The 14470-nt window shown below is 44.6% G+C and carries 19 protein-coding genes; all 19 read left to right on the top strand.

Annotated elements, in window-relative coordinates; all coding sequences use genetic code 11:
* Window positions 1-2: 2 nt before the first annotated feature.
* The 19 genes from JQX68_RS12055 (at window position 3) to spoVAF (ending at window position 14402) form a co-directional block, all read left to right on the top strand.
* Window positions 3-1322 (top strand): malic enzyme-like NAD(P)-binding protein, encoded by a 1320-nt coding sequence (locus JQX68_RS12055; RefSeq protein ID WP_040082725.1) that lies wholly within the window; start codon window positions 3-5, stop codon window positions 1320-1322.
* Window positions 1323-1409: 87 nt separating this feature from the next.
* Window positions 1410-1625 carry a hypothetical protein gene (locus tag JQX68_RS12050; protein WP_147772200.1) on the top strand — a complete coding sequence of 72 codons (216 nt, stop codon included), beginning with the start codon at window positions 1410-1412 and terminating at the stop codon, window positions 1623-1625.
* A 100-nt stretch (window positions 1626-1725) separates the two neighbouring features.
* Window positions 1726-2370 (top strand): stage II sporulation protein M, encoded by a 645-nt coding sequence (gene spoIIM, locus JQX68_RS12045; RefSeq protein ID WP_014664485.1) that lies wholly within the window; start codon window positions 1726-1728, stop codon window positions 2368-2370.
* Window positions 2371-2482: 112 nt separating this feature from the next.
* Window positions 2483-2932: a ferric iron uptake transcriptional regulator gene (fur, locus tag JQX68_RS12040; RefSeq protein WP_003223972.1), complete on the top strand. Its 450-nt coding sequence runs from the start codon at window positions 2483-2485 to the stop codon at window positions 2930-2932.
* 124 nt (window positions 2933-3056) lie between these two features.
* Complete coding sequence (locus tag JQX68_RS12035; RefSeq protein ID WP_014664484.1) at window positions 3057-3284, top strand: YqzK family protein; 228 nt, start codon at window positions 3057-3059, stop codon at window positions 3282-3284.
* A 7-nt stretch (window positions 3285-3291) separates the two neighbouring features.
* On the top strand, window positions 3292-4182 hold the full coding sequence (gene xerD, locus JQX68_RS12030) for a site-specific tyrosine recombinase XerD (protein ID WP_014664483.1): 891 nt from the start codon (window positions 3292-3294) through the stop codon (window positions 4180-4182).
* A gap of 159 nt (window positions 4183-4341) precedes the next feature.
* The gene (gene deoB / locus JQX68_RS12025) at window positions 4342-5526 is read left to right on the top strand and encodes a phosphopentomutase (protein ID WP_014664482.1); all 1185 of its coding nucleotides are present in this window, start codon (window positions 4342-4344) and stop codon (window positions 5524-5526) included.
* 12 nt (window positions 5527-5538) lie between these two features.
* Window positions 5539-6354 (top strand): purine nucleoside phosphorylase I, inosine and guanosine-specific, encoded by an 816-nt coding sequence (locus tag JQX68_RS12020; RefSeq protein ID WP_040082727.1) that lies wholly within the window; start codon window positions 5539-5541, stop codon window positions 6352-6354.
* Between the two features lie 154 nt (window positions 6355-6508).
* Complete coding sequence (gene dacF / locus JQX68_RS12015) at window positions 6509-7678, top strand: D-alanyl-D-alanine carboxypeptidase DacF (protein ID WP_014664480.1); 1170 nt, start codon at window positions 6509-6511, stop codon at window positions 7676-7678.
* A 95-nt stretch (window positions 7679-7773) separates the two neighbouring features.
* Window positions 7774-8127, top strand: coding sequence for an anti-sigma F factor antagonist (gene spoIIAA, locus JQX68_RS12010; protein WP_014664479.1), 354 nt, complete (start codon window positions 7774-7776; stop codon window positions 8125-8127).
* Window positions 8124-8564: an anti-sigma F factor gene (spoIIAB, locus tag JQX68_RS12005; protein WP_069149810.1), complete on the top strand. Its 441-nt coding sequence runs from the start codon at window positions 8124-8126 to the stop codon at window positions 8562-8564. The genes spoIIAA and spoIIAB overlap by 4 nt, the downstream gene beginning before the upstream one ends.
* 11 nt (window positions 8565-8575) lie before the next feature.
* Entirely contained in the window at window positions 8576-9343 is a 768-nt protein-coding gene (gene sigF / locus JQX68_RS12000) for an RNA polymerase sporulation sigma factor SigF (RefSeq protein ID WP_003230458.1), read from the top strand.
* 126 nt (window positions 9344-9469) lie between these two features.
* Entirely contained in the window at window positions 9470-10090 is a 621-nt protein-coding gene (spoVAA, locus tag JQX68_RS11995; protein ID WP_040083772.1) for a stage V sporulation protein SpoVAA, read from the top strand.
* The gene (gene spoVAB, locus JQX68_RS11990) at window positions 10080-10505 is read left to right on the top strand and encodes a stage V sporulation protein SpoVAB (protein ID WP_003230463.1); all 426 of its coding nucleotides are present in this window, start codon (window positions 10080-10082) and stop codon (window positions 10503-10505) included. Before spoVAA ends, spoVAB begins: the two co-directional genes overlap by 11 nt.
* A 12-nt stretch (window positions 10506-10517) precedes the next feature.
* Complete coding sequence (gene spoVAC, locus JQX68_RS11985; RefSeq protein ID WP_003223947.1) at window positions 10518-10970, top strand: stage V sporulation protein AC; 453 nt, start codon at window positions 10518-10520, stop codon at window positions 10968-10970.
* Window positions 10971-10982: 12 nt separating this feature from the next.
* Window positions 10983-11999, top strand: coding sequence for a stage V sporulation protein AD (gene spoVAD, locus JQX68_RS11980; RefSeq protein ID WP_014664476.1), 1017 nt, complete (start codon window positions 10983-10985; stop codon window positions 11997-11999).
* A gap of 1 nt (window position 12000) precedes the next feature.
* Window positions 12001-12351: a stage V sporulation protein AE gene (spoVAE, locus tag JQX68_RS11975; protein WP_014664475.1), complete on the top strand. Its 351-nt coding sequence runs from the start codon at window positions 12001-12003 to the stop codon at window positions 12349-12351.
* Window positions 12352-12358: 7 nt separating this feature from the next.
* Window positions 12359-12970 carry a stage V sporulation protein SpoVABEA gene (spoVAEA, locus tag JQX68_RS11970; protein WP_147772199.1) on the top strand — a complete coding sequence of 204 codons (612 nt, stop codon included), beginning with the start codon at window positions 12359-12361 and terminating at the stop codon, window positions 12968-12970.
* Window positions 12921-14402, top strand: a complete 1482-nt coding sequence (gene spoVAF, locus JQX68_RS11965) for a spore germination protein SpoVAF (RefSeq protein ID WP_014664473.1) — start codon at window positions 12921-12923, stop codon at window positions 14400-14402. Before spoVAEA ends, spoVAF begins: the two co-directional genes overlap by 50 nt.
* Window positions 14403-14470: the final 68 nt, after the last annotated feature.

The raw sequence follows: 14470 nt of genomic DNA, 5'->3' as shown, positions 1-14470 counted from the left end.
GAATGATAGCGAAACACATGATTCGGACACTGATGATCGAAACGCCTTCGGTTCCCGGAAATCTTGGAAGGGTGGCTACGGCAATCGGCCTTCTGGGCGGGGATATTGGTGAAGTGGAGACTGTAAAAGTCGGCCCCAATTACACAATGCGGAATATTACCGTTCAAGTGGAGAATGAAGAACAGCTTCAGGAAGTGATCGCGGCTGTCCAGGCCCTCGGAGAAGGGATCAGACTTCACACCGTATCTGATGAAGTTCTGTCCGCACATGAAGGCGGAAAAATCCAAATGAAAAGCAAAATGCCGATCCGTTCACTTGCAGAGCTGGGGCGTGTCTATACACCAGGTGTTGCAGATGTGTGCCGATTGATCGAAAAAGAACCTGAAAAGGCTTCTATATATACAACGATCAGCAATTCTGTCGCGATTGTAACCGATGGAACCGCTATTTTAGGTCTTGGAAATATCGGCTCTGTCGCAGGCATGCCTGTCATGGAAGGAAAGGCTGCTTTATTTGATCAGCTGGCGGGCATTAGCGGCATTCCGATATTGCTTGATACGAGTGATCCGGAAGAAATCATCAAAACGGTAAAACATATTTCTCCTGGTTTTAGCGGTATCCTTTTAGAGGATATCGGTTCGCCGCATTGCTTTGAAATCGAAGACCGCCTAAAAGAGGAGCTGAACATCCCTGTTATGCACGATGACCAGCATGGTACAGCTGTAGTGACGCTGGCTGCTGCCATCTCGGCATGCAGGAGTGCGGGAGTTGACCTCAAGGAAGCGAAAGTGGGGCAAATCGGCCTGGGCGCGGCAGGCGTCGCCATCTGCCGGATGTTCATGGCCTACGGCGTGAAAGCCGTGTACGGAACAGACAAATCAGAGGCGGCAATGAACCGTCTTGAACAATACGGCGGACATGCAGTTTCCAGTATTGAGGAGCTCATGGAAACATGTGATATTGTCATTGCTACAACTGGAGTTCCGGGGTTAATCAAACCGGCATTTGTACGTTCCGGCCAAGTGATCTTGGCATTATCAAATCCGAAGCCGGAAATTGAGCCGGAGGCCGCACTGCAGGCTGGCGCTGCATATGCAGCTGACGGGCGTTCTGTTAATAATGTACTCGGTTTTCCTGGAATTTTTAGAGGAGCGCTTAACGCAAAGAGCAAGGAAATTAATCATGATATGCTTGTCGCAGCAGCAGAGGCCATCGCAGCCTGCACAAAACAAGGCGATGTGGTCCCTCAGCCGCTTGATTCAAAAGTCCATCATGAGGTAGCAGCAGCTGTCGAGCATGCAGCTCTTACAGCAGTAAAATAAAAGTAGCTAAACAGCACCTTAGCAGGGTGCTGTTTTTTCTTATCAGTGTTCAATTTTGTTATCATTACTAAATAAGGGAGTGATCACATGGCAAAAAGCCAGGCAAAAAAGAAGCGGGAGCATCGGCTGAGAAACGGCGGACGAGACGTCTCATCATCAAGAGGCAGTACACCATCTTTCAGCACACATGAAAGAATGACAAAAAGTAAAAAAGAGATTTTGAATAAAAGCAAGCATAAGAATCCTTATGATCATACGGCAGTTGATGATAAGGATTTTTTTTCGTCCAAAAAAACCGCCTAGCATTCTTCTCTATCGTTTCTTTTTGAAAAGGGGCATCTTTTTGTGTTTCTTTCATACAATCTATTAAATCAAATCAATAGAGCGGGCGGGAGGAAACGGTATGCGAAAAATCTCTTATAAGGACATGTTTCTCAGGCACGTCAAAGATCATCTCTCTCTTTATATATTTGTTTCAGTGCTGTTTTTCATGGGTGTCATCTTTGGCGCGATCATTGTCAACAGCATGACCATCAGCCAGAAAGAAGATTTATATTACTATTTAAGCCAATTTTTCGGACAGCTTTCGGATGGAAAACAAGCAAGTGCATCTGATATGTTTGGACAAAGTATCTTTCATAATGCAAAATATTTAGGGCTGATGTGGATATTGGGGATTTCCGTCATTGGCATGCCGATTATTTTTATTATGATCTTTCTAAAAGGCATCGTCGTCGGCTTTACTGTCGGGTTTCTTGTCAATCAGATGGGAGTAAGCGGGTTTTTTCTATCATTTGTTTCCGTTTTGCCGCAAAATGTGCTGCTGATTCCGGCTTATCTCATTATGGGTACGTGTGCGATTGCGTTTTCTTTAAAGTTAATCAGGCAGCTGTTCGTGAAACGAAGCCTGCATGACGCGCCGATTCAATGGTTCGGACGGTATGCCTTTGTGCTGCTGGTTATTCTGCTTTTAGCGCTGATTTCGTCTCTCTTTGAAGCATACTTATCTCCTGTATTAATGGAAAAGCTTACATCGAAACTTTTTTAAAATAATTATTAAAAGAAAATCGTTTTATTTATCAGTTTATAATAATTATAGTTGGAACTCTGCGCTTATTTTGTTATAATGAGTCATGGAATGCGGCGTAGGAGGGAAAGACATGGAAAACCGTATTGATCGAATTAAGAAACAACTGCACTCATCCAGCTATAAACTTACGCCCCAGCGTGAAGCGACAGTAAGAGTGCTGCTTGAAAACGAAGAAGACCATTTAAGCGCAGAAGATGTATACCTCCTCGTAAAAGAGAAATCTCCTGAGATCGGTCTCGCTACAGTATACCGTACGCTTGAATTATTAACTGAATTAAAAGTCGTTGATAAAATTAACTTTGGAGACGGCGTATCCCGTTACGACCTTCGGAAAGAGGGCGCAGCCCACTTTCATCACCACTTGGTGTGCATGGAGTGCGGGGCCGTTGATGAAATTGAAGAAGATTTGCTTGAAGACGTGGAAGAAATCATTGAACGTGATTGGAAATTTAAGATTAAAGATCATAGATTAACGTTTCACGGCATTTGCCACCGCTGTAACGGAAAAGAAACTGAATAGACGGTGCCGAGCGCGAACCTTTTCTCCTGGGGAAAGGGTTTTTTGCTGTTTCTATGTATAAAACCTTTCTGATTTGGCATATGGTTTATATAACTGGAACCATAGGGAAAGGATCGATTAGGACATGGGAAGATTCCTGAAAACAACTGTCGATGCATTGAAAGTTTTCATCCTGTTTACCGGTTTTACCGCTTTGTTCTATTATGCTATGATATGGGTGAATCAAGAGTATGAAAACTATCATCGGTACGATAAACCGGAAGGCTCCGCTGTAAAAGTTGTGGAAATGGATCAGGATGAAAAAGGCGGATGGTTCGACCGGTTGATCTTTTTTTACCAAAACGGGGAGTAGATCAAGAGTGAAAGATCAAATAAAGGATTTCATCCACTACGTCATGGTAGAGAGAGGGCTCTCTCAAAATACGATCGTATCCTATGAACGTGACTTGAAAAGCTATTCTCTCTACTTAACAGAAACCCTTCATGTTACGGATTGGAATCACGTGACCCGCATACATATTATCCAATACTTAAAGCACTTGAAGGACTCGGGGAAATCCGGGAAGACATCGGCGCGGCATTTGGCATCCATTCGCTCTTTTCATCAATTTCTGCTCAGGGAAAAAGTGACGGACAAGGACCCTTCCGTTCATATCGAAACACAAAAGACCGAACGGGCGCTTCCGAAAGTGCTCGCACTCAATGAGGTCGAGCGATTATTGGACACGCCTAAGCTAACGAGCCCTTTCGGTTATCGGGATAAAGCAATGCTGGAACTGCTTTATGCGACAGGCATACGAGTCAGTGAAATGATTGAATTGAAAACGTCTGATGTTCATTTATCTATGGGGTTTGTCCGATGCTTCGGCAAAGGAAGAAAAGAGAGGATCGTGCCAATTGGTGAAGCAGCCGCTTCCGCCATTGAGGAATATATGACAAAAGCCAGGGGAAAATTGTTAAAGAACAATGTGTCTGACGCCCTCTTTTTAAATCATCACGGCAAACAGATCAGCCGCCAGGGATTTTGGAAGAACCTGAAGAAAATCGCGTTGGAAGCCGGGATTAAGAAAGAGCTGACTCCGCATACACTCAGGCATTCCTTTGCGACGCATCTGCTTGAGAACGGGGCAGATTTAAGAGCGGTTCAGGAAATGCTCGGTCATGCGGATATATCCACGACGCAAATTTATACGCATGTGACGAAAACAAGGCTGAAGGATGTGTACAAGCAGTTTCATCCGCGTGCATAGCCGCAGATGGCTGCGGCTTTTTTTTTAGAGCGACAGAAAATATTGAAGTTTCTCATTATTTCCAAATGCATTGTCAACGTGAATGAAAACGGTTTATACTTGAGTTGTCAGACCTCTTAGCGATACAATAGACGTATAGAAAAAAAGGAGGCTTTCAAGATGCCTGCATACAAATATAATCGTGTGTTTTTAATTGTGATGGACTCAGTCGGAATTGGCGAAGCGCCGGATGCCGCTGACTTTAATGACGAAGGCGCTCATACGCTCGGGCATATTGCCGAGCATATGAACGGATTACATATGCCGAATATGGCAAAACTCGGCCTTGGTCTTATCGAAGATATCAAAGGTGTAGAAAAAACAGAACATCCGCTTGCGTATTATGGAAAAATGCAAGAAGCGTCAAACGGCAAAGATACAATGACCGGCCATTGGGAGATTATGGGCTTATACATTGATAAACCGTTTAAAGTGTTCCCGGAAGGCTTTCCTGATGAATTGCTTCAAGAGCTGGAAAAGAGATCTGGACGCAAAATAATCGGAAACAAGCCGGCTTCAGGCACGGCGATTTTGGATGAACTTGGCCAGGAGCACATGGAAACAGGAGCTTTAATTGTTTACACGTCTGCTGACTCTGTTCTGCAAATTGCCGCTCACGAAGAGGTTGTGCCGCTTGAAGAGCTGTACCGCATTTGTGAAACGGCGAGAGAACTGACGCTTGATCCGAAGTATATGGTTGGCCGCATTATTGCACGGCCGTTCGTCGGAGAGCCGGGGCAATTCAAACGGACGCCAAACCGCCATGACTATGCGCTTAAGCCGTTTGACCGCACTGTCATGAATGAATTGAAGGACAGCGGCTTAGATGTGATTTCAATCGGTAAAATCTCTGATATTTACGACGGAGAAGGCATTACTTCTTCACGGAGAACGGTTTCTAATATGGACGGAATGGACAAGGTGATCGATACGCTGGGAGAAGACTTTACGGGTCTCAGCTTTGCGAACCTTGTTGATTTTGACGCCTTATTCGGACACCGCCGTGACCCTGAAGGCTACGGACGCGCGCTTGAAGAATTTGATGCGCGGCTTCCGGAAGTGTTTGAAAAAATGAAAGAAGACGATCTGTTGATTATTACAGCAGACCACGGCAATGATCCGATTCATCATGGGACTGACCATACACGCGAGTATGTGCCGATTCTCGCTTACAGCAAAAAACATAAAAAAGCGCAAATGCTGCCGCTCGCAGATACATTTGCCGATATCGGCGCAACGATCGCTGATAATTTCCAAACAAATAAACCGAAATACGGGAAAAGCTTTTTATCTTTATTACAATAGGGGGACTGTTTCTTGAAGGACAGAATTGAACGCGCAGCCGCTTTTATTAAACAAAACCTGCCGGAATCTCCGAAGATCGGCCTTATTTTAGGCTCAGGTCTTGGCATTTTGGCGGACGAAATCGAAAATCCGGTCAAGCTGAAATATGAAGACATACCTGAATTCCCGGTATCTACTGTTGAAGGGCATGCGGGACAGCTTGTGCTGGGCACTCTTGAAGGAGTTTCCGTCATTGCAATGCAAGGCCGCTTTCATTTCTATGAAGGCTACTCAATGGAGAAAGTGACATTCCCAGTACGCGTGATGAAAGCGCTCGGCGTGGAAGCATTGATCGTGACAAATGCCGCAGGCGGTGTCAACACTGAATTCCGTGCGGGAGACTTAATGATTATTACCGATCATATCAACTTTATGGGGACAAACCCGTTAATCGGGCCAAACGAAGCTGATTTCGGCGCCAGATTTCCAGATATGTCTTCAGCCTATGACAAAGAGCTATCCAGCTTGGCTGAAAAGATTGCGAAAGACCTTAATATTCCAATTCAAAAAGGCGTGTATACTGCTGTGACAGGACCTTCTTACGAAACACCGGCAGAAGTCCGTTTCTTAAGAACGATGGGCTCTGATGCAGTCGGCATGTCTACTGTTCCGGAAGTCATTGTGGCGAATCATGCGGGAATGCGGGTTCTTGGCATTTCCTGCATCTCTAACGCGGCAGCCGGAATTCTGGATCAGCCTTTAAGTCACGATGAAGTAATGGAAGTGACTGAAAAAGTAAAAGCTGGATTTTTGAAGCTTGTTAAAGCGGTCGTCGCTCAATACGAATAAAAAAGAATCAAAGCAGGACCAAAAGACAGCTGTGTCGGATATCACACAGCTGTCTTTTTTTGTGCCCAAAATTCGAAACATTTTCCATCAGTGGCGTATAAAACCATCCCGCTTGGAAAAAATAAAAAGGATTATGAAATGGAGGGCTTTTGAGATGAAACGTCTTTTATCCACTTTGTTGATTGGTATAATGCTGCTTACATTTGCACCGTCTGCATTTGCAAAACAAGACGGAAAACGCACATCGGAGCTTGCTCATGAAGCGAAGTCTGCGGTGCTGATAGAACGTGACACGGGAAAAGTGCTTTACAACAAGAACAGTAATGAGAGACTGGCGCCTGCAAGCATGACGAAAATTATGACGATGCTTTTGATTATGGAAGCTTTAGATAAAGGCAAAATCAAAATGAGTGATAAGGTCCGTACAAGCGAGCATGCGGCGTCAATGGGCGGCTCACAGATCTTCCTTGAGCCCGGCGAAGAAATGACTGTCAAAGAAATGCTGAAGGGTATCGCAATCGCTTCAGGAAATGACGCTTCTGTAGCCATGGCTGAATTTATTTCCGGCTCTGAAGAAGAATTTGTGCAGAAAATGAACAAAAAAGCAAAAGAGCTGGGATTGAAAAATACATCCTTCAAAAACCCGACCGGATTGACAGAGGAAGGACATTACAGCTCTGCTTATGACATGGCAATCATGGCTAAGGAATTATTGAAATACGAATCAATTACGAAGTTTACCGGCACGTATGAAGATTACCTGCGTGAAAATACAGATAAAAAGTTTTGGCTTGTGAATACGAATCGCCTGATCAAGTTTTACCCTGGTGTAGACGGCGTCAAAACAGGCTATACAGGTGAAGCGAAATATTGTCTGACTGCTTCGGCTAAAAAAGGGAACATGCGGGCCATCGCAGTTGTATTTGGAGCGAGCACACCTAAAGAAAGAAACGCGCAAGTGACAAAGATGCTTGATTTCGCCTTTAGTCAATATGAAACGCATCCTTTATATAAACGAAATGAAACAGTAGCAAAAGTAAAGGTCAAAAAAGGGAAACAAAAACTGATCGAACTTACTACATCTGAGCCGATTTCAATATTGACGAAAAAAGGCGAGGATATGAACAATGTGAAGAAAGAAATCAAAATGAAGGACAATATCAGTGCTCCGATTCAAAAAGGCCAAGAGCTTGGCACTCTTGTTCTGAAAAAGGATGGAGAAGTACTCGCTGAAAGTCCAGTTGCTGCAAAAGAAGATATGAAGAAAGCCGGGTTTATCACATTCTTGAAGCGGACGATGGGAGACTGGACAAAATTTAAGTAATTATGCCGAATGACCACTAGTTTTGTCACGGTGAAGGAATTCATTCCGTCGAAATCGAAACACTCATTATCCGATCATATCAAGGAGGAATGAGCATGAGCCTTGGAATTGACATGCATGTCAAAGAATCTGTGCTTTGTATTCGATTAACAGGCGAACTCGATCACCATACGGCTGAAACCCTGAAACAAAAAGTGACTCAATCATTGGAGAAGGATGATATTCGCCATATCGTGCTGAACCTAGAGGACCTTACCTTTATGGACAGCTCGGGGCTTGGCGTCATTTTAGGAAGATACAAGCAAATTAAGCAAATTGGCGGAGAAATGGTCGTTTGCGCTATCTCTCCTGCGGTGAAGCGGTTGTTTGATATGTCAGGTCTGTTTAAAATTATCCGATTTGAACAATCTGAGCAGAAGGCTCTGCTTACACTGGGGGTGGCATCATGAAAAATGAAATGCACCTTGAGTTTTCTGCTCTCAGCCAGAATGAATCATTCGCCCGTGTGACAGTTGCTTCATTTATAGCCCAGCTGGACCCGACAATGGATGAATTGACTGAAATCAAAACAGTCGTGTCAGAGGCTGTCACGAATGCGATTATCCATGGATATGAAGAAAACAGTGACGGAAAAGTTTACATTTCTGTAACGCTGGAGGATCATGTCGTATATATGACCATTCGTGATGAAGGCTTGGGCATAACAGATCTTGAAGAAGCCCGCCAGCCTTTATTCACGACTAAGCCTGAGCTTGAGCGTTCTGGAATGGGCTTTACCATTATGGAAAATTTCATGGATGATGTCAGTATCGATTCATCGCCTGAAATGGGAACAACGATTCGCTTAACAAAGCACTTATCAAAAAGCAAAGCGCTTTGTAATTAAGGAGATTTGTTATGGATGTGGAGGTTAAGAAAAACGGCAAAAACGCTCAGCTGAAGGATCATGAAGTAAAGGAATTAATCAAACAAAGCCAAAATGGCGACCAGCAGGCAAGAGACCTCCTCATAGAAAAAAACATGCGTCTTGTTTGGTCTGTCGTACAGCGGTTTTTAAACAGAGGATATGAGCCTGACGATCTCTTCCAGATCGGCTGCATCGGGCTGTTAAAATCTGTTGACAAATTTGATTTAACCTATGATGTGCGTTTTTCAACGTATGCAGTGCCGATGATTATCGGAGAAATCCAGCGGTTTATCCGTGATGACGGAACCGTAAAAGTATCAAGGTCATTAAAAGAGCTCGGAAACAAAATTCGGCGCGCCAAGGATGAGCTTTCGAAAACACTGGGCAGAGTGCCGACGGTGCAGGAGATCGCAGACCATTTGGAGATTGAAGCAGAAGATGTTGTACTGGCCCAAGAGGCGGTAAGGGCTCCATCTTCAATCCACGAAACCGTTTATGAAAATGACGGAGATCCGATTACCCTGCTTGATCAAATCGCTGACAACTCAGAAGAAAAATGGTTTGACAAAATTGCGCTGAAAGAAGCGATCAGCGATTTGGAGGAAAGGGAAAAATTAATCGTTTATCTCAGATATTATAAGGACCAGACACAGTCCGAGGTGGCTGAACGGCTCGGGATCTCTCAAGTACAGGTTTCCAGACTTGAAAAGAAAATATTAAAACAGATCAAGGTTCAAATGGATCATACGGATGGCTAGTCTGCAGTGCAGGCTAGCTTTTTTGTGTGTAAAAGCGTGGTAATTTATGGTCTTTTCGAGCGGATGAATGAGAACAAAATCGAACCACATACTACATATATAACCACCGAAAGATGGTGATCAATGATGGAACGACGAATATTTATCCGGCTTCGCCACCGGGTGCTGGCACATCCAGGGGATATCATTACCGTTGGAGATGCCGCGCAAATAGAAGGGCAGCTTCAGCTGAAAAAGAAACTTTCGGCTATGCCGCTTTATCAAGTGAGCGAAAAAGATAAAAATATCGTAATTCTGGATATCATACAGGTCCTCAAAGCCATTCACTTACAAGATCCGACACTTGATGTTCAAACAGTAGGCGGAGCAGAAGCCATTGTTGAAATTCAGTATCGAAAACGGAAATTATCAACGGTTCTGTTTATCGGTGTCTGGCTGCTTCTGTTTATCGGATCGTGTCTTGCCATCATGAACTTTCATGAGGATGTAAGCATGAGAGATGTTCATATCGCACTATATGAAATCATAACCGGAGAGAGGAATGACTATCCATATTTGCTTCAAATCCCATACAGCATCGGTTTGGGACTGGGGATGATCGTGTTTTTCAACCACATATTTAAAAAGCGCCTAAATGAAGAGCCCAGCCCGCTGGAGGTTGAGATGTTTAACTATCAGCTTGATCTCGATCAATATGTGGCCATGCACGAGAATCAAGAAACCATAAAGGATCTGCATGATCGTTAGTGTATTGTTCATTATTTTTGTCGGGCTCGGCGGAGGCATAACGGTGGGGGCAGGTTTCGTTGCTTTTTTAACCGTAATGGGGATCATTCCGCGGCTGATGCAGCTCACCAAAACAATGAGATTTGTCCAGGCTTATGAAGCGGCTGTTATTCTTGGCGCGGTTTGCGGGGGATGGGAGACGCTTCATATGAATCATCTTTATCTGACAAAATGGATAGCTGTGCCGGTCGGACTTCTGGCAGGTTTGTTTGTCGGGATGCTAGCGGCTGCCCTTACAGAGGTTTTAAATGTCCTGCCGATTTTGGCAAAACGAATCGGGCTCAGAAGTAAAATCATTATTCTGTTAATGGCCATCGTGATTGGGAAAATCGCGGGATCTTTATTTCATTGGCTGTACTTTATTGACCATTCATAAGGAGGTTTCAAGATGACAAACATTAAAGAAAATTACAAATCCAAAGTAAAAACATATCAGCCTAAGCCGCCTTACGTCTGGAACTGTGTAAAAGCCTTTTTGGTGGGCGGGCTGATTTGTGCAATCGGGCAAGGTCTGCAAAATTTCTACATCCATTTTTTTGATTTTAATGAAAAAACCGCAGGAAATCCAACGGCTGCAACGCTGATATTAATTTCTGCCCTGCTTACAGGGTTCGGCATCTATGACAGAATCGGACAATTCGCAGGCGCCGGTTCAGCCGTACCTGTCACAGGATTTGCCAACAGCATGGCAAGCGCCGCACTTGAATATAAAAGCGAAGGGTTAGTGCTTGGCGTAGCGACTAATATGTTTAAACTGGCAGGAAATGTTATTGTTTTCGGGGTTGTGGCTGCATACATCGTTGGAATGATTCGGTTTGCTTTTGAGAAACTGATGTCATAGGAGGAGAAGATAATGAAATTAACAGGAAAGCAAACCTGGGTATTTGAACATCCCTTATTTGTGAACTCAGCGGGAACGGCAGCAGGACCAAAGGAAAAAGACGGACCGCTCGGCTCTCTATTTGATAAAACCTATGACGAAATGCATTGCAATCAAAAAAGCTGGGAAATGGCGGAACGGCAGCTAATGGAAGACGCTGTAAATGTTGCGCTTCAAAAAAACAATCTGACAAAAGATGATATTGATCTATTGCTGGCAGGCGACTTGCTGAACCAAAACGTGACGGCTAACTACGTGGCAAGACATTTAAAAATCCCGTTTCTTTGTATGTTTGGCGCTTGTTCAACATCAATGGAAACAGTGGCTGTCGCGTCAGCGTTAGTTGACGGCGGGTTTGCCAAAAGGGCACTCGCTGCCACCAGCAGTCACAATGCAACGGCGGAAAGACAGTTTCGCTATCCGACAGAATACGGAGGCCAAAAACCGGACACTGCCACTTCTACTGTAACCGGAAGCGGCGCAGTTGTCATCAGTCAGACACCGAGTGATATTCAAATCACAAGTGCGACTGTCGGAAAGGTTTCTGATTTAGGAATTACAGATCCTTTTGATATGGGATCGGCCATGGCTCCGGCTGCAGCTGATACAATTAAGCAGCACTTTAAAGATCTAAACCGGACAGCGGATGACTACGATCTTATCCTGACAGGTGATCTGTCAGGCGTCGGTTCTCCAATCGTAAAAGATCTCTTAAAAGAAGATGGTTATCCAGTCGGCACAAAGCATGATGATTGCGGGCTTCTGATTTATACCCCGGATCAGCAGGTCTTTGCCGGGGGGAGCGGCTGTGCTTGTTCAGCGGTTGTCACCTACTCTCATATTTTTAAGCAGCTGAGAGAAGGAAAATTAAACCGTGTATTTGTCGTGGCGACCGGTGCGCTGTTAAGCCCGACGATGATCCAGCAAAAAGAAAGCATCCCGACTATCGCCCACGGGGTTGTATTTGAGCGTGCAGGAGGTGCATCTTAACATGGATTATCTTTTGGCTTTTGTATGTGGCGGTGCCATTTGTATCGTCGGCCAGCTACTCTTGGACATTTTCAAATTGACGCCAGCTCATGTCATGACAACATTCGTTGTAATCGGTGCCATATTAGATGGTTTCGGCATTTACGATAAATTTATTGAATTTGCCGGAGGAGGCGCCACCGTTCCGATCGTCAGCTTTGGTCACAGTCTTTTGCACGGTGCCATGCATCAGGCGCATATACACGGATTTATCGGAATCGGCATGGGAATTTTTGAGCTGACATCTGCCGGTATCTCAGCCGCCATTCTCTTCGCTTTTATCGTAGCTGTTATTTTCAAACCGAAAGGATAATGCCGACATGACAACAAAACGCAAGGTCATACTGGTAACAGACGGGGATGTGTATGCCGCTAAAACAATTGAATACGCCGCAAGAAAAGTAGGAGGCCGATGTATTTCACAATCGAAAGGGAACCCCTCCACCCGCAGCGGCGCCGAGCTCATCAAGCTGATCGCCTCAGCACCGTATGATCCTGTTTTTGTCATGTTTGACGACTCCGGCCTTCAAGGAGAGGGTCCGGGAGAAGCCGCTCTGACCTATGTCGCGACCCATCCGTCTATTGAAGTGCTCGGTGTGATTGCGGTCGCGTCAAAAACACATCAGGCTGAATGGACCAGGGTAGATGTAAGCATTGACCGCAATGGAGAAGTAACTGAATATGGCGTCGATAAAGTCGGGGAAAGAGAATTTGATGACCACAGAATGAGTGGAGATACAGTCTATTGCCTTGATAAACTTGATCTTCCGCTTATTGTCGGTATCGGGGATATCGGCAAAATGGGCAGAAAAGACGATATCTCAAAAGGGTCGCCAATCACCATGAAAGCGGTCGAGTTTATTTTAGAAAGGAGCGGGTATCATGCCGGACCACAAGGAAGAGAAAATTCGGGTTTATCGGAATCCAGCTAAAAATGAAGAGTACTTCAAAAAACGTGTCGGGATGGGGACAAGCTATGATGTAGGTGTTCGCAAGCTCATTATTTTAGACAAAGAGATCCAGCTTTACTATCTAAATGGATTATGCGATACGGCTTATATTATTCATTTAATGAGAGAGCTTGTTGCCATTAACAATCGGAAAGAAGATCCTGATGAGCTGGTCGATATTGTCGAAAACAGATTGCTTAACGCCCAGGTCGAAAAAGTAAAAACCTTGGATGAAACCACCGACCAAGTGCTGTCCGGGCTCGTCGCAGTCATTGTTGAAGGCGCAGGCTTCGCATTTATCATTGATGTCAGGAGCTATCCGGGCAGAAATCCGGAAGAACCAGATACGGAAAAGGTAGTCAGGGGAGCCAGAGACGGATTTGTTGAAAATATCGTCGTCAATACGGCCCTTCTCAGAAGGCGGATCAGAGACGAACGCCTTCGAGTCAAGATGACGAAAGTTGGCGAACGGTCAAAGACGGATTTAAGCATTTGTTATATAGAAGATATAGCTGATCCGGATCTGGTTGAGATCGTGGAAAAGGAAGTTGCTTCCATTGATGTCGATGGATTAACAATGGCCGACAAAACTGTCGAGGAATTCATTGTTAATCAAAACTATAATCCTTTTCCGCTCGTGCGCTACACAGAAAGACCGGATGTGGCCGCGAATCATGTTCTTGAGGGCCATGTTGTCATTATAGTGGATACATCGCCTAGTGTGATCATTACCCCGACGACTTTATTTCACCACGTGCAGCATGCGGAAGAATATAGGCAGGCGCCTTCAGTCGGGACCTTTTTAAGATGGGTCAGATTTTTCGGTATTCTTGCTTCTACTTTATTTCTTCCGATCTGGTTTCTCTTTGTGCTTCAGCCTGATCTGCTCCCGGACAATATGAAATTTATCGGTTTAAATAAAGATACGCATATCCCGATCATCCTGCAAATATTTTTAGCGGACTTAGGAATCGAGTTTCTCAGAATGGCTGCCATTCACACCCCGACAGCTTTATCGACAGCAATGGGTTTAATTGCCGCTGTTCTGATCGGGCAGATTGCGATTGAAGTCGGCCTTTTCTCGCCTGAGGTGATTCTGTACGTCTCACTTGCGGCGATTGGAACCTTTACGACGCCTAGTTATGAATTAAGCTTGGCAAACAAAATGAGCCGCCTTGTCCTCATGATACTCGTTGCCTTATTTCATATAAAAGGGCTCGTTATTGGATTTACAGTGCTAATTATTGCCATGGCAAGCATCAAATCCCTTCAGACACCGTACTTATGGCCGCTGATTCCCTTTAACGGAAAGGCGCTGTGGCAGGTTCTTGTCCGCACAGCGAAACCTGGCGCAAAAGTTAGGCCCAGTATCGTTCACCCCAAAAATCGCTTAAGACAGCCTACCAATTCATAATCGCATTGAAACTGACTGAAGAGTATGATAATGTATGTCTTAATTATGAAGGGACAGTCCGTAAAACT

This window comes from Bacillus sp. LJBS06 (assembly GCF_016924995.1).
Lineage (GTDB): Bacteria > Bacillota > Bacilli > Bacillales > Bacillaceae > Bacillus > Bacillus stercoris.
The sequence above is the reverse complement of the archived record's forward strand: the minus strand, read 5'-3'. Positions and strand labels throughout refer to the sequence as shown.